This is a genomic window from Microbacterium sp. NPDC058342, assembly GCF_042723935.1.
GTDB lineage: Bacteria > Actinomycetota > Actinomycetes > Actinomycetales > Microbacteriaceae > Microbacterium.
In genome coordinates, this window is sequence record NZ_JBHXID010000001.1 from 36,376 (window position 1) to 51,009 (window position 14,634).

The following is a 14,634-nucleotide window of genomic DNA, read 5'->3' on the forward strand; positions in this document are numbered from 1 at the left end:
ATCGTCGATCTCAGCGCTGCGCCCACCAGTCGAGCAGCCGCTGCTCGGCGGCATCCGGACCCAGCACGCCCTCGTCCAGACGCAGCTCGAGCAGGAAGCGGTACGCCTCTCCCACCTCGCGCCCGGGGGGGATGCCCAGGATCTGCTGGATCCGGTTCCCGTCGAGCTCCGGGCGGATGCTGTCGAGCTCCTCCTGCTCGCGCAGCTCGGCGATGCGCCGCTCGATGTCGTCGTAGGCGCTGGCGAGCCGCTCGGCCTTGCGCTTGTTGCGGGTGGTGACGTCGGCGCGCACGAGGATGTGCAGCCGCTCGACGACGTCGCCGGCATCGCGCACGTACCGTCTCACGGCACTGTCGGTCCAGGCGCCCTCGGCGTAGCCGAAGAAGCGCAGGTGCAGTTCGATGAGCCTGGCCACGGCATCCGTCGTCTCGCCGTCGAAGCGCAGCGCCTGCAGGCGCTTGCGCGCCATGCGCGAGCCGACCACGTCGTGGTGGTGGAACGTGACCCCGCCACCGGGCTCGAGCTTGCGGGTGCGCGGCTTGCCGATGTCGTGCAGCAGCGCCGCCAGGCGCAGCGGCACGTCGGGCGCCGCGCCGGGGTGACGGATCCGCTCGAGCTGGATGGCCTGCCGCACCACCGTGAGGGAGTGCTCGTAGACGTCCTTGTGATGATGATGTTCGTCGACCTCGAGCCGCAGCGCGCTGACCTCGGGCAGGAACTCGTCGATCAGCCCCGTGTCGACGAGCACGCGCAGCCCGCGCACCGGGTCATCGGTCTGCATGAGGCGCACCAGCTCGCCCTGCACCCGCTCGGGGCTCACGATCTTCAGCGTCTCGCGCAGCCGCTCGACGGCCTCGCGGGTCTCGTCGGCGAGGTCGAAGCCGAGCTGCGCGCTGAAGCGGGCGGCTCGGAGCATGCGCAGCGGGTCGTCGCCGAAGCTGACCGCGGGATCGATGGGGGTGCGCAGCCGGCCGGCGACGAGGTCCTCGACGCCGCCGGTCGGGTCGACGAGCTTCGGGCCGGGCGCCTGCTCCTGCGCCCCCTGCGCCGGGGTGACCCGCAGCGCCATCGCGTTGACGGTGAAGTCGCGGCGCAGCAGGTCGCCGTCGATGCCGTCGCCGAACTCGACCACGGGTTTGCGGGTCATGCCGTCGTAGCTGTCGGCACGATAGGTGGTGATCTCCACCTGCTCACCGCGGACGCGTGCGCCGATCGTGCCGAAGGCGCGGCCGATGTCCCAGTGGGCCGAGGCGAGGGGCTTCACGATCGCGAGGATCTCGTCGGGCCGGGCGTTCGTGGTGAAGTCGAGATCGTGCGTCTCGCGACCGAGCAGCGCGTCGCGCACCGGGCCGCCCACCACCGCGAGCTCGAAGCCCGCGCCGTGGAACGCCTCGCCGAGGGTGCGGACGACCGGATGCGCGGCGAGCGCGCCGAGTCGGGAGAGGCCCTCGGCGATGTTGAGCATGGGTTCCAGGTTACCGGGGCGGGTGCTGCAGCATCGCGTGCAGCAGCAGGCCCGGGGCGGATGCCGCACTCGTCTCGTCCGCGACCCCGCTGAGCGCCCACTCGTCCAGACCGCGCAGCATCCCGAACGCGGCGGCGGCGAGCGCGTCGACGGGCAGGTCGTCGCGCACCGCGCCGGCGGCTACCCCGGTCCGCAGCACCTCCCCCACCCAGGAGCGCATCGCGTCGAGCAGGGTGCTGCGGGCATCCGCGGATCCGGTCGCCGGCAGGTAGAAGATGCGTCCCAGCAGCGCGAGAGCACGGTCCTGTCCCGCGAGGGCGGTGAGCTCGGCCAGCACCCGATTCGCGACGGCCCAGAAGTCCTCGGCGAACTCGGCGGGCGCGGGCGGCGTCCACCGCCCGCGCACGTCGGCGACGAGCGTCTCGACGACGGCGTCGAGCAGCTCGGCCCGGGATCCGACCGCGTGGTAGAACGAGCTCTTGCTGATGCCGGCGGCGCGGATGATGCGGTTCAGCGACGCGCCCTCGTAACCGGCCGAGGCGAACTCCGAGACCGTCGCCTCGATGAGGGCGTCACGATGCGTGCCGGTGAGCTCAGCCATGCCGGAAGTCTACTGGACCGCCCGGTCCAGTAGGGAGTACGGTGGGCACTGGACCGGCTGGTCCAGAAGGAGGAACATGCTCACCGAGACACCTCTCGCCGCACAGCTCGCCGCACAGCGCGACGACCGTCTGCGGGTGCTCATCGTCGGTGCGGGGATCGCCGGCATCACGCTCGCACAGCTGCTGCGCCGCGACGGTCTGCATCCCGTGCTCGTCGACCGCATGCCCGTCATGGAGCATCCCGGGTACATGCTCGCGCTCATGCCCACCGTGGATCAGGCCTTCGTCGACCTCGGGGTTCACACGGAGTACCGCGACGCGGGAACGCCCATGGCCCGGTACGCGTTCCGCTCGCACCGGGGCAGGCTGCTGCGCACCGACTCGATGAGCGAGCTGCTGAGCGTCTACGGCGAGTACAACGGGATCTCCCGCGGCGCGCTCATCGAGGTGCTGACCGCGCACGGGTGCCCGGTGACGTTCGGCACCACGGTGGATGCCGTCGCCGAGGGCACCGCCCGTTTCGTTCGACCCGACGGAGCGCCCGCCTCCGAAGCGGCGTTCGATCTCATCATCGGCGCGGACGGCATCCGCTCCCGCATGCGCGACGTGCTCGGCGCGGGCGCACCCGATGCGGTCGAGACCGGCTGGTCGGGCTGGGTCGCCTGGGCGGAGGATCTCGGCGATCCCGCGCTGGGCGAGGAGCTCTGGGGCGACGGGTTCTTCCTCGGCGTCTACCCGGTGAAGGACCGGCTCGGGGTGTTCCTCGGCGGGCCGGACGCCGCTCTCGCGGACGGCCCGGCCGCCTTCGCCGGCTCCGTGCGGAACCGGGTCGACGAGCTCGGCCCGCGTCTGTCGGCCGCCGTCGCCGCCGTCGCGGCGGATCCGGACCCCTACCTCTGGCGCCTCGACGACGCGCGCGTGCCCCGCTGGGTGCTGCCGCACGGCGTCCTGCTCGGCGACGCCGCAGCCGGATTCCTGCCCACGGCCGGGATCGGCGCGGGGATGGCGATCGAGTCGGCCTGGATGCTGGCGCGCATGCTGCGCCAGGCGGATCGCGCCGTGCTGGCGGACGTGCTGGAGGCGTGGGAGCGGGCGGAGCGCCCGCGCGTCGAGGCGGCGCAGTCGAACTCCCGGATGCTGGCGAAGCTGATGTTCCGTCGCGGGCGGCTCGTCGCCTGGCTGCGCGAGACGGTGATGCGGATGCTGAGCGTGCGCGCCGCCCTGGGTCCGATCCTCAAGCTCGTCGCGAGCCGCCCCGATCCCGACGCGATCGCCCGCGAGGCGCGGAACGCGACGTTCACCGCTGCGCCCCCGGCAGGTCACCGCGCAGACACCTGAGGTCGGTTCGGTAGGAGCGGGCCCGCGCGCCCGCTCCCCACTCCGAACGAAGGACCGACATGCATTCTCGACCCGCAGCACGGCACGGCAGAACGGCGAGCGCCGCCGCGCTCGCCGCACTGCTCGGCGGCATACTGGTGGCACCGGCCGCGGCAGCCGCGGCATCCGCCTCCGACGTGCCGACCGCACCGGTGCTCACCACCGACAGCACCTGGCGCTACCTGGACGACAACACCGACCCCGCCCACGGCGATGCGAACCTGCGTTCGTGGACGACGCCGTCGTACGACGACAGCACCTGGAAGAGCGCACCGGGATCGTTCGGGGCGAAGCGGGGCGAGCTCGGCAAGGTCGGACCGCACCAGCCGCGCACGCTGCTGACCCACTACATCGGCGACACGACGACGACGATCCCCACGTACTTCTTCCGCACCTCGTTCACCCTCGATGACGGCGTGGCCGATCAGGTCGCCTCGCTCGCGGGAACGGTCACCTACGACGACGCGCTGGTCGTCTGGGTCAACGGGACCAAGGTCGCCGGGTACGTCGACGGCCGCGTCACCGGGACCACGAACCTGGAGTACGCCGGCGACAGCAACGGCGATCCGCTCACCAGCACGTTCACGGCGACCGGTGACCTGCTGAAGGACGGCGAGAACACCGTCGCCGTCGCCCTGTACCAGGATCGCGAATCGAGCTCGGACATCTACTTCGACATGTCGGAGCTGAAGCTCAACTCCGCCTCCGCCGAACCGGTCTCGGCCCCGCCGAGCCGTGTCATCCTCACGCCGACCACGACTCCCGAGACCTCGCAGTCGTTCTCGTGGCTGGCGGGCGACGCCTCGCACGTGCAGGGCGGGGTGCAGATCGCCCCGGCATCCGGAGGCGACGTGCGCACGGTCGACGCCTACTCGGCCGGTGTCGTGAACGGCAACCCGCTGCAGCACTTCTCGGCGACGGTCGACGGGCTGTCCCCGGCGACCGCCTACCGCTACCGGGTCGGGCTGGAGGGCAGCTGGAGCGACTGGCGAGAGTTCCGCACCGCCGACCCGGACGCCACCGACTTCCAGTTCGTCTACTACGGCGACGCGCAGATCGGCCTCGACTCCACCTGGCCCTCGGTCGTGAAGCAGGCCGAGGCCAACGCGCCGCGCTCGATCGGCTCGGTGCACGCCGGCGATCTGATCAACACCGGCTCGAACGAGACCGAGTGGCTGAACTGGTTCAAGGGAATGAACGACTCCGCGGCGACCACGAACGTCATGGCCGCTCCCGGCAACCACGAGTACTCGGGCGACAAGATGCTCACCGCGTGGAAGGCGAACTTCGAGTACCCGCACAACAACCCGTCGGTGGGCACGGTGGGCGAGCTCGCGAACCTCGCCCACGGCGACACCGACGTGGCACGCCAGTACAAGGCGTACTTCGAGCACTGGAGCGAGTTCGCGAAGGAGACCGCGTACTACACCGACTACCAGAACGTGCGCTTCATCACGCTCAACGCGACGCGTGACACGACGTTCCTCACGCCGTCCGGGCTGCCCTCGTGCACGGCTGAGGAGTGCCCGCAGAACGACGTCGCGCGCCTGTGGACCCGCTTCCAGGCGGCCTGGCTCGACCACATCCTCAGCGCCAGCCCGTCGAAGTGGAACGTCGTCACGTTCCACCAGCCGGTGTACTCGACCTCGGCGGGACGCGACGAGCCGATCCTCCGCGACGAGTGGGTGCCGGTGTTCGAGCGCAACGACATCGACCTGGTCATGATGGGCCACGACCACACGTACGCACGCGGCTACAAGAACACCACCGCGACCGAGACCCCGGGCCTCACCACCGGACCGGTCTACATGGTGTCGAACTCGGGCGCCAAGCACTACGACCTCGAGACCGAGGCGAAGAACGTGTGGACGAACAACGGCGCCACTCAGGTGCTGCGCGGAGAGAAGATCACGACCTACCAGGTGATCGACGTCTCGAAGGACCAGCTGGTCTACCGCTCCTACATCGCCGAGAAGGTCGCCGGCGCCACGACCGACAAGAACGTCGGCGACGTCTACGACCAGTTCACCGTGACGAAGTACGACGACGGGCAGAAGTGGGTCACCGAGGCGGGCATGACCCCGCCCGCACAGCAGGCGCCCGCATCGGTCTCGCTCGAGGAAGCCGCCGTGAAGGCCGGCGGCACCGCGACGCTGTCGGGCACGGGCTTCACGGCGGGCGAGGAGCTGGCGATCGAGCTGCGCTCCGAGCCGGTGACGCTGGGAACCGCGACGGCGGATGCCGACGGCGCGTTCACGGCATCGCTCGTCGTCCCCGCCGCGACGCTTCCCGGCGAGCACACGCTGGCGGTCATCAGGGCCGACGGCACCGAGGTGACGGCGCCGCTCACCGTGACCGCCGCCGCGGTGCCTCCCGGGACCGATGACCCGGACGACGCACCCGGCGGCGGCGAGACCGGCGGGGACGAGACCGACGGCGGTGAGGCCGGTGACAGCGGTCTCGCGATCACGGGTGCCGACAGCATGCCGTACGTGGTCACCGCCGCGGTGCTCGTGGCGCTCGGCCTGACGTTCCTGATCGTCCGCCGGCGTCTGCGCGCCGACGCCGAGTAGTCCCCATGACGAGGGCGCCGTCCGGATTCCTCCGGGCGGCGCCCTCGCGCGTGAGGCGGCTCAGAGGCCCAGGACCCTCCGTGCGTTGTCCGCGTAGAGACCGGGGAGCAGGCGGCGGGGGATGTCCGCCGCCGAGATCGTCCATCGGCCCTGCGGTGGCACCGCGCAGCCGGCGGCGTAGTCGAAGCTCTCGTCATCCGTCTCCAGGAAGCGGAAGTGCGTCAGCAGATCGTCGCGGTGCAGGGGGAAAGCGTCCGTGCCGAACAGGATGCGGTCGGGATGCCGCTCCACGAGACGCCGGAAGCGTCGTGGCTGACGCCCCAGCTCGCCCAGGCGACCGGCGATGTCGACCGTGAGATTGGCGGCCGCGTCCAGCAGCCGCTCCACGCGGTCGAGGTCCTCCGCCACGCAGCCGACGTGGGCGCCGATGTACCGGGTACCCGGCGTCGCGACCAGCAACGACTCCAGGGCGTCGATGAGCTCCCCGAAGGAGGGGAAGCGCGACCGATCCGCGAAGGACCACTGCGGCTGCTCGTTCAGCTCGTCGATGCGCTCGTTGTACCGGTCCGCCGGCTCGAAGAACGCCTTCGGGTCGGCGACGTGGATGAGCACGGGAAGCCCCAGCTCGCCGGCGGTCGACAGCACGTCGACGACTTCCGGAGCGTCAGGACGCACCAGCTTCCCGTCTCGGCCGCGCACCGCGAGGCCGAGGTTCTTCCACACCTTCACGCCGCGCGCCCCGCGGTCCGCGGACTCGCGCAGCTGCCGCTGCAGGGCGGCGACGCCACCGCTTTCCGCGAGGAGGTCCCAGTCCACGTGACAGAAGGTGGCGAAGCGGTGCGGATGCGCGCGGTCGTACCGCTCGAGATTCGCATCGAGCTCGGCGCCCCACCGGCCGTCGAGGTTGACGATCGCCTCGACGTTCGTCTGGTCCATCAGGCCGAGCAGCGCTCCGACGTCGGGAGCGCACCAGTCCTCCGTCAGCCACGTGCCGAGGTGATTGTGCACGTCGATCGCCGGCACCGCCGCTCGCGGCACGGAGGTGGCGGGGACGCTCACTTGGGCTTGCGGCTCCCAGTCGGCGAGAAGCATGCGCGGGTCAGCAGGCCTCGTACACGTAGCCGGCGGTCCCTGCGGCGACGAGATCGAGGTCTCGCAGGATGGTGAGCGGCGCGCGGTCGGACTGTGCGCACGCGTCGGCGAACGTCATGTTCTCCTCGGCCAGCGCCCCGGGGTACTCGATCTGGAGCACATGGTCGCCGTACACGCCGGTGTACGCGGCGCACTCGTTCCACACACCGCACTCCTCGGTGACGGCGAAGTCGAAACCGAGCTCGTCATGCGCGAGGGTCGTGATCTCCGCGGCGTTCTTCTGGGCGATCGCCATGCCGGCGCCGTGCGCCCGGTCGACGTAGGCCGAGGCGAGCGCATGCGCACCCGCCTCGTCGATCTCGGCGAAGCGCGTCCAGGTGTCGAGGTTGTCGATCTCGACGGCGTCGAAGCCGCTCTGGGCGCAGCCGTCGATCACGGGCCCGATGACGTCCAGGATCCCGTCCCGCTGCGCCGAGGTGCTGGGGTCGAGAACGTACTCGTCGGGCCACTCGGGGTCGATCACGAGTTCTCCGGAGCCGTCGTGCAGCAGCAGGTCCTCATGATCGAGCCAGAAGTCCGCCTCGCCGGGCTGGGTCTGGAAGCCGTTCACGTAGCAGACGCTGTAGGCACCGGAGAGGGGCTGCGCCGTGGCATCGCGCACCACGACGTCGATCTCGACGGGACCGTCGCCGAGATCCAGCTCGTCGTACGCGCCGCCGAGCTGGTAGTCGAAGACGCCGGTCGTGGGCGGAAGCTCCACGGCGGCGGGCTCGGGCGACGGCGCGCCCTGCGCCCCGGTCGCACAGGCCGTCAGGCCGATCGCGATCGCGATCGCGCCGCCGAGGGTCATCAGCTTGTTCATGGTTCTCCTCCGTGTCGTGTGCACTGCGCCTTCTCCTGTCATCACTTCTCGACTGCGTCCCCCTCGGCGCAGCGCTCAGAACCCGGTGTCACCGATCGGCGTGCGGAGCCCGGCAGGCAGCAGGTCGCCGTGGGCACGGGTCAGCTCGTCGCACACCTGCCAGATCTGCTCGGGCGTGAGTGTCGACTGCGCGTTCGGGTCCATCAGCACAGCCTGGCGAACGAGGGTGGGGTCGCCGGTCCGGGCGGCCTCCACCGTCAATCGTCCCACCGAGATGTAGGGCATGTTCTGAGCGGCGAGCTGAACCGGCAGCGAGCCCATGGGCCGCGGGACGATCCCGCCCTCGCCGACCTCGGCCGGAACCTCCACGACGGCATCGGCCGGGAGATTGTCGATCAGACCCCGGTTGGGCACGTTCACGTGCACCTCGCGCGTCGTGCCCGTGACGAGCGAGTGGATGATCTGGGGAGCGTACTCGCTCGCGCCGTCGGGCAGCTCCAGATCGCGACCCTCGGCCAGCGCCGTGCGGGCCGCCTCGAACTCGGCGATGTTCTCGCGGCTGATGTCGACGTACTCCAGGGGCTTCAGACGGTACCGTTCGATCTGCTCCTCGGACCTCAGGAACCAGGAGAGGTACTCCGAGGAGTGCTCGCTGGTCTCGGTGGGGTACCGACCCAGCCGGCGGAACATCTCCACCCGCACGCGGCGGGCGAGGTCGTCGTCGCCCTGGATGCGCTCCCGGAGCAGGGGGTACAGATCCTGACCGTCTCGGGTCCACTCCAGCAGCCATGCCTGGTGGTTGACGCCGGCAGCCCGGAAGCTGGTCTCCTCGAACGGCACATCGATGAGTTCGGCGAGGTCGTTCGCCGTCCAGTAGACGCTGTGACACAGGCCGACGGCCTTGATGTCGGGCGCGACGACCGACAGCCACCACAGGTTCATCGCCATGGGGTTGGTGTAGTTGAGCAGCCAGGCATCCGGGCACACCTCGCGCATGTCCTCGGCCAGCGCGCTCAGCACGGGGAACGTGCGCAGCGCGCGGAACACGCCGCCGATGCCGGTGGTGTCTCCGATGGTCTGCTTCAGGCCGTGACGCGCCGGGATCTCCAGGTCGGCGATCGTCGCATCGATGCCGCCCACCTGGATCATGTTGATGACGTAGTCGGCCCCCTCGAGCGCCTCTCGGCGGTTCAGCGTCGCCGCGACGTCCGCGCGCGCTCCGAGGCGCGCGCTCACGTGCTTCGCGCTCGCCTCGGCGACCGCCAGACGCTCCGCGTCGATGTCGTGCAGCACGAGCCGCGCTTCGGCGAGCTCCGGGTAGCGCAGGATGTCGGCGACGAGCTGACGGGTGAAGACGACGCTCCCCGCGCCGATGAAGACGATGTTGACCATGCCTTGATGATTGCCGACTGCACGGTTTCCACGCAATAATTGGGGAACAGATTGCTTGTTTCACTCATTCCGCATGATCGAATGAATCGACCGTCGGAACTCGCGAAGGCGCGAAGGGGATCAGATGCTCGACACACCAGGGGTGGCTCCGCAGGCGACGTCACGGCGACGCACTGAGCGGATGTCTCGCATCCTGAGCTACGTCAACGAGCGCGGGAGCGCCCGACTCACCGAGATCGCCGACGATCTCGGCGTCTCGACCGCGACGATGCGGCGCGACCTGGCTCAGATGGACGAGCAGGGTCTGCTCATCCGCTCGCACGGCGGCGCCCGTGCGCTGGATCCCACGACCGAGGTGCCGGTGCAGCTTCGGGACTCGCGATTCCGCGACGCGAAGCTGCGGATCGCCGAGCACGCCGCACGGCTGCTGCCCCAGGGGCAGTACTCCGTCGCGATCAGCGGCGGCACGACCGCGACCGCGGTCGCCCGCGCTCTCGCATCCAGAGACGACCTGTCCGTCGCGACGAACGCCCTCACGACGGCCGTCGAGCTGGCCACGCGCAGCAAGCTCAACGTCATCATGACCGGTGGCTTCATCCGCTCCAGCTCGCTCGAGACCGTCGGGGTGCTCGCCGAGAGGACCTTCGGCGCGATCAACGTCGGCACCGCATTCCTCGGCACCGACGGAATCAGCGCGCGCGGCGGGGCGACGACGCACAACGAGACCGAGGCCCGCACGAACCACGCGATGGTGACGCAGGCCGATCGCGTGGTCGTCGTGGCGGACGGTTCGAAGATCGGGCGGGCGACGCTGGCGAAGGTCGCCGACCTGTCCGAGATCGACATCCTCGTCACCGACTCCAGCGCCGATCCCGTCGAGCTCGCCGCGATCGCCGCCGCCGGCGTCGACGTGCAGGTCGTCGCGGACCACGACGCCGTCCGCGGCTGAGACCGCGAGGGCGACCACCGGCGTCAGCGGCCGAGGCCTCCCGTCAGTGCGACAGCGCAGCCGTGAGGGCGGACAGGTCGGCCTGTCCTGCGGTGCCTCCCGAGCGGGTGGTGGACAGCGATCCGGCGACAGCAGCCCAGCGGAGCCTCTGATCCTCCGTGTCGACCCCGTGCGCGAGCGCGGCGAGGTACCCGGCGTCGAAGCTGTCGCCGGCACCGGTGGTGTCCACGACGTCGATCGTCAGGCCGGGGCCGCGCTCGACGTCCTCTTCCCCGCGCACCGACCAGCCGCCACGCGCACCGTCCTTGACGATCACACGCGGTCCGCGGCGTGACAGAGAACGGGCCAGCTCCTCATCCGTCGTCCCGTCTGCGCCGACCGCGCGGGCGATCGCGCGCAGCTCGCTGCGGTTCGGCATCAGCAGGTCCAGGTGCTCCAGTGCCGGCTCCACTCCGGACCACTCATCGGCCGGATCCCAGTTCGTGTCGAGGGAGGTCGTCCATCCCAGCGACCGCGCCCGCTCCAGGATCGCCGGCAGCTGCGCGACCAGCGCGGGCTGCAGGAAGAAGCCGGCGACGTGCAGGATGCCGACGCTCCCCGGCCAGTGCTCCAGCCGGTCGATGACATCCTCGCCCGTCAGCAGCGGGATCGTTCCGAGCGCGGTGAGGATCGACCTGTCCTCGGGCGCGGACAGGATCACCGAGAGGCCCGTCCCGACGTCGGACCGGACCCGCACCTCCGAGGTGTCGACGCCGCGTCGGCGCAGGGCGTCGAGGACGACGGCGCCGAAGGCGTCGTCCCCCACGCGGGAGAGCAGCGACGTCGGCACGCCGAGGTGCGCCGTGCCGCACGCCACGATGCTCGCGGAGCCTCCCAGCACGAGGTCCGCCGCGTCGAGAAGCTGCTCGGCCTGCCCGAACCGCGGCACGACGTCGCCGCGGAGCACCAGGTCCGCGTTCGCGTCTCCGACGACCAGCACCGCACGCGGAGGGCCCACCGGGGAGCTCATCCCTTGACCCCGGAGAACGTCATCGTCGCGATGAACTGACGCTGCGCGAAGACGAAGAAGACGATCAGCGGCAGCGTCGCGATGACGTTCGATGCCATCAAGAGGGACCAGTCCGTGCGTCGCGCACCCTGGAAGTTCGTGATGCCGAGCTGCACCGTGAACGCGCCGGGATCGTTGATCGCGATGAGCGGCCAGACCAGGTCGTTCCAGGAGCCGAGCAGGGTGAAGATCGCCAGGGTCGCCAGCGCCGGACGCGCGAGCGGGAAGATGATCCGCCAGAAGGTGCCGAACCTCGAGCAGCCGTCGAGCATCGCGGCCTCCTCGAGCTCGGCCGGGAGCGACAGGAAGAACTGCCGCATGAGGAAGATCCCGAACACGCTCGCCAACCAGGGCACGATCGCGGCCGCGAGAGTGTCGATGATGCCGACCGCGGCGAACATCACGTACGTGGGCACCATCAGCAGCTGAGTGGGGATCATGATCGTCGCCACGATCATGAGGAAGCTCACGTTGCGTCCTGCGAAGCGCAGCCGCGCGAATCCGTAGCCCGCCAGTGAGCAGAGCACGACGTGCGAGACGATGCCGATCGCGGAGACGATCACGGAGTTGCCCAGCCAGTGCAGGATGTCCGACTGCTCGAAGAGCTTCACGTATCCGTCGAGCGTGAAGTGCGAGGGGATGAAGCTCGGGGGGAACCGGTTGATCTCCGATTCCGGGGTGAGCGAGGTGATGAACATCTGCAGGAACGGCACCGCGAACAGCAGCGCCACCGGCACGAGCAGCAGGTGCGCCCATGACCTGCGGCGCCGCTTGCGCCTGGTCACGATGAGCGTGCGCGTCGTGGCCGGCGCTGCGACGCTCTCGGGCGACGGCCGATCGATGAAGGTTGTCATACGGTGATCCCCTTCGCAGAGCGCCGCTGCCACAGCACGACGATGATCGTGACGACCAGGGTCACGGCGAACAGCCCGTAGGCGACCGCCGACGCGTAGCCGAACTCCAGCTCGCGGAACGCGGCGTTCCACAGGTAGTAGACGATGGTCTCGGTGGCGCCGAGGGGGCCGCCGCGGGTCGTGGTGTACACGACGTCGAACAGCTGGATCGCCTGGATGGCCTGCCAGATCGTGACGAACACCGTGACGGGAGCGAGCTGCGGGAAGATCACGTGCCAGAAGGCCTGCCACTTGTTCGCGCCGTCCACGCGAGCCGCCTCCGACAGCTCCGCGGGCATGTCCTGCAGAGCGGCGAGGTAGATGACCGTCGTCAGCGCGGCCTGACCCCATACCGACATGATCGCGATCACGAGCATCGCCTGCGAGGGATCCTCCAGCCACCCCTGCTGGGGGAGCCCGAGAATCCGCAGTGCGCTGTTGACCAGGCCGAACTGCGGGTTGAACAGGTAGGTGGTGAGGATGCCCGTCGCAGCTGCGGAGACGACGAAGGGCAGGAAGATCAGCGTGCGGTACACCCCGATCAGCACGATCCGCCGGTTCAGCGCCACGGCCAGCCCCAGTCCCAGCAGGACGGAGGCGGGGACGAACATCGCCGTGTACACCAGGGTGTGCAGCACGGCCGCCCCGAGGTCGGCATCCGCGGCCATCTCGGTGTAGTTGCGGGCGCCGATCCACTCCGGGGTGGCGAACCCGTTCCACTTCTGGAGCGAGAGCAGGAACGCCCACACCGCCGGGAAGATCGAGAGCCCCAGGATGATCAGCGTCGCCGGACCGACGAATCCCCATCCGGTGAGGTTGTCCTGCGTGCGGCGTCGCGCCCTCCCCGGGCGCGACGCCGTGGCCGCCTTCGGCCTCACTGCTCCCCCAGCGCCTCGGTGGCGCGGTCGGCGGCGTCCTGCAGCGCCGGCTCGGGCTCGGCCTGTCCCTGCAGAACCCGCGAGATGGCGTCGCCGATCGACTCGGAGAGCTTCACGTAGCCGGGCACGGTCGGGCGCGGGATCGTGGCGTTCGCGCTGTTCGCAGCCATGATCTCGATGCCCGGCATGTCGTCGACCTGCTTCTGGAACTCAGGCGATTCGACCTCGCTCTCGCGCAGCGGAAGGTTGCCGTAGGCCACGTTCCAGCGCACGTCCTGCTCGGCCGCGGTCAGCCACTTCATGAACTCGTACGACCAGTACTCGCGATTCGGATCCTGGTGGTCGAACATCACCCAGATGTCGGCGCCCGAGATCGTCGTGTGGTCGCCGTCGATGCCGGGAAGGGGCGCGACGCCGTACTTCGTGCCGGCGGTCTTCAGGTCGTACAGCATCCAGGGTCCGGAGGTGATCATGCCGATCTGGTCGCTGGCGAAGAACTGCCCGAACTTGGTGTCGGTCTGGTCGAGATAGACCGACTTGTCGTCGACGGCCATCTCCTTGAGGAAGGTCAGCGCCTCGACGCCCTCCGCGGAGTCGAAGGTCGCCGTGTCGCCGTCGAGGATCTCACCGCCGCGCTGCCACAGGTGCGGCCAGAACTGCCAGGTCGTCTCCTCGGATCCCGAGACCGAGTAGCCGTATCCGTATGTCTTGGTCGCGGGATCGGTCATCTCGGCGGCCGCGGCGCGGAAGTCGTCCCACGTCCAGTCGTCGGTGGGGTACTCGACGCCGGCGGCGTCGAAGACGGTCTTGTTGTAGATCAGGGAGATGTTGTCGACGACGGCCGGGAAGCCGATCGTGGCTCCGCCCTCGGGCTGCGCGGTCGCCCGTGCCGCCCCCGAGAACTCGTCCCAGCCCAGATCGGCGTCGTCGGCGACCTTGTCGGTGATGTCGAGCGTGCGTCCTGAGCCGGCGAGCTCGCTCGCCCAGGATCCGAACGAGTACGAGATGTCGGGGTAGGTCCCACCCGCGAAGGACGAGGAGAGCTTCTGCAGCAGATCCTCGGTGGACGGCGCTCCCGAGGACATCTCGATGGTGACGTTCGAGTGCTCCTCCTCGAACTCCTCCGCGAGACCCTTGAGGATCGTCTGAGCCTGATCGGCCTGTCCCGTCCACCACGTGATCGTCACATCGGCCTCGGGGTCCAGCTTCGTGGCCGGCTTCGGCCCGGTGCCGCACCCGGCGAGCGTCGCGCCGACGGCGACGGCGAGCAGACCCGCCGCAGCGCGGCCGAAGGCACGGCGTCGGGAGAAGGTGCTGTGCGTAACAGGATTCATGCTGTCTGCCCCCTTGCAGGATCGTGGCTCTCGACACGGGCCTCGGATGAGAGCGCCGAGCGCCCACCAGCAATCTTGCATGATTTGAGCAGGATAGACAGCACAATCGGGTTAATCGCTCAGTTAACTGACTGTTCTGGCAACGGTTGCGCAGAACACGGCGATCAAG

General features: G+C 69.7%; 12 protein-coding genes. 3 read left to right on the forward strand and 9 right to left on the reverse strand.

Annotation, left to right across the window (positions count from 1 at the left end; all coding sequences use genetic code 11):
* Positions 1-10: 10 nt before the first annotated feature.
* Together ACFWHT_RS00130 and ACFWHT_RS00135 are read right to left on the reverse strand one after the other, a co-directional pair.
* The gene (locus ACFWHT_RS00130; RefSeq protein ID WP_378824331.1) at positions 11-1,465 is read right to left on the reverse strand and encodes a CCA tRNA nucleotidyltransferase; all 1,455 of its coding nucleotides are present in this window, start codon (positions 1,463-1,465) and stop codon (positions 11-13) included.
* Between the two features lie 10 nt (positions 1,466-1,475).
* Positions 1,476-2,066: a TetR/AcrR family transcriptional regulator gene (locus tag ACFWHT_RS00135; RefSeq protein WP_378824333.1), complete on the reverse strand. Its 591-nt coding sequence runs from the start codon at positions 2,064-2,066 to the stop codon at positions 1,476-1,478.
* 76 nt (positions 2,067-2,142) lie between these two features.
* Here ACFWHT_RS00135 and ACFWHT_RS00140 point away from each other — a divergent pair, with 76 nt between their 5' ends.
* Positions 2,143-3,405: an FAD-dependent oxidoreductase gene (locus ACFWHT_RS00140; RefSeq protein ID WP_378824334.1), complete on the forward strand. Its 1,263-nt coding sequence runs from the start codon at positions 2,143-2,145 to the stop codon at positions 3,403-3,405.
* Positions 3,406-3,464: 59 nt separating this feature from the next.
* Positions 3,465-6,017 carry a fibronectin type III domain-containing protein gene (locus tag ACFWHT_RS00145; protein ID WP_378824337.1) on the forward strand — a complete coding sequence of 851 codons (2,553 nt, stop codon included), beginning with the start codon at positions 3,465-3,467 and terminating at the stop codon, positions 6,015-6,017.
* A 60-nt stretch (positions 6,018-6,077) separates the two neighbouring features.
* On the opposite strand, the gene ACFWHT_RS00150 is transcribed toward ACFWHT_RS00145, so the two are convergent.
* From ACFWHT_RS00150 to ACFWHT_RS00160, 3 genes are all read right to left on the reverse strand, one after another.
* Positions 6,078-7,076 carry an amidohydrolase family protein gene (locus ACFWHT_RS00150; protein WP_378824339.1) on the reverse strand — a complete coding sequence of 333 codons (999 nt, stop codon included), beginning with the start codon at positions 7,074-7,076 and terminating at the stop codon, positions 6,078-6,080.
* A gap of 40 nt (positions 7,077-7,116) precedes the next feature.
* Entirely contained in the window at positions 7,117-7,971 is an 855-nt protein-coding gene (locus ACFWHT_RS00155; protein WP_378824341.1) for an endo alpha-1,4 polygalactosaminidase, read from the reverse strand.
* Between the two features lie 75 nt (positions 7,972-8,046).
* The gene (locus ACFWHT_RS00160; RefSeq protein WP_378824343.1) at positions 8,047-9,363 is read right to left on the reverse strand and encodes an alpha-glucosidase/alpha-galactosidase; all 1,317 of its coding nucleotides are present in this window, start codon (positions 9,361-9,363) and stop codon (positions 8,047-8,049) included.
* Between the two features lie 124 nt (positions 9,364-9,487).
* Here ACFWHT_RS00160 and ACFWHT_RS00165 point away from each other — a divergent pair, with 124 nt between their 5' ends.
* The gene (locus tag ACFWHT_RS00165; protein WP_378824344.1) at positions 9,488-10,312 is read left to right on the forward strand and encodes a DeoR/GlpR family DNA-binding transcription regulator; all 825 of its coding nucleotides are present in this window, start codon (positions 9,488-9,490) and stop codon (positions 10,310-10,312) included.
* 43 nt (positions 10,313-10,355) lie between these two features.
* On the opposite strand, the gene ACFWHT_RS00170 is transcribed toward ACFWHT_RS00165, so the two are convergent.
* From ACFWHT_RS00170 to ACFWHT_RS00185, 4 genes are read right to left on the reverse strand one after another with little or no spacing between them, the layout of a single operon-like run.
* Positions 10,356-11,321 carry a carbohydrate kinase family protein gene (locus ACFWHT_RS00170; RefSeq protein ID WP_378824347.1) on the reverse strand — a complete coding sequence of 322 codons (966 nt, stop codon included), beginning with the start codon at positions 11,319-11,321 and terminating at the stop codon, positions 10,356-10,358.
* Positions 11,318-12,214: a carbohydrate ABC transporter permease gene (locus tag ACFWHT_RS00175; RefSeq protein WP_378824349.1), complete on the reverse strand. Its 897-nt coding sequence runs from the start codon at positions 12,212-12,214 to the stop codon at positions 11,318-11,320. Before ACFWHT_RS00175 ends, ACFWHT_RS00170 begins: the two co-directional genes overlap by 4 nt.
* Complete coding sequence (locus tag ACFWHT_RS00180) at positions 12,211-13,131, reverse strand: carbohydrate ABC transporter permease (RefSeq protein WP_378824350.1); 921 nt, start codon at positions 13,129-13,131, stop codon at positions 12,211-12,213. The genes ACFWHT_RS00175 and ACFWHT_RS00180 overlap by 4 nt, the downstream gene beginning before the upstream one ends.
* A complete protein-coding gene (locus ACFWHT_RS00185; protein WP_378824352.1) occupies positions 13,128-14,465 on the reverse strand; it encodes an ABC transporter substrate-binding protein in 1,338 nt (445 codons plus the stop codon). Before ACFWHT_RS00185 ends, ACFWHT_RS00180 begins: the two co-directional genes overlap by 4 nt.
* Positions 14,466-14,634 lie beyond the last annotated feature (169 nt).

Bases quoted from the DNA above. Each gene is read 5' to 3' on its own strand.
- ACFWHT_RS00130 (WP_378824331.1), bottom strand. From the start codon at position 1,465: ATGCTCAACATCGCCGAGGGCCTCTCCCGACTCGGCGCGCTCGCCGCG.
- ACFWHT_RS00135 (WP_378824333.1), bottom strand. From the start codon at position 2,066: ATGGCTGAGCTCACCGGCACGCATCGTGACGCCCTCATCGAGGCGACG.
- ACFWHT_RS00140 (WP_378824334.1), top strand. From the start codon at position 2,143: ATGCTCACCGAGACACCTCTCGCCGCACAGCTCGCCGCACAGCGCGAC.
- ACFWHT_RS00145 (WP_378824337.1), top strand. From the start codon at position 3,465: ATGCATTCTCGACCCGCAGCACGGCACGGCAGAACGGCGAGCGCCGCC.
- ACFWHT_RS00155 (WP_378824341.1), bottom strand. From the start codon at position 7,971: ATGAACAAGCTGATGACCCTCGGCGGCGCGATCGCGATCGCGATCGGC.
- ACFWHT_RS00160 (WP_378824343.1), bottom strand. From the start codon at position 9,363: ATGGTCAACATCGTCTTCATCGGCGCGGGGAGCGTCGTCTTCACCCGT.
- ACFWHT_RS00165 (WP_378824344.1), top strand. From the start codon at position 9,488: ATGCTCGACACACCAGGGGTGGCTCCGCAGGCGACGTCACGGCGACGC.
- ACFWHT_RS00170 (WP_378824347.1), bottom strand. From the start codon at position 11,321: ATGAGCTCCCCGGTGGGCCCTCCGCGTGCGGTGCTGGTCGTCGGAGAC.
- ACFWHT_RS00175 (WP_378824349.1), bottom strand. From the start codon at position 12,214: ATGACAACCTTCATCGATCGGCCGTCGCCCGAGAGCGTCGCAGCGCCG.
- ACFWHT_RS00185 (WP_378824352.1), bottom strand. From the start codon at position 14,465: ATGAATCCTGTTACGCACAGCACCTTCTCCCGACGCCGTGCCTTCGGC.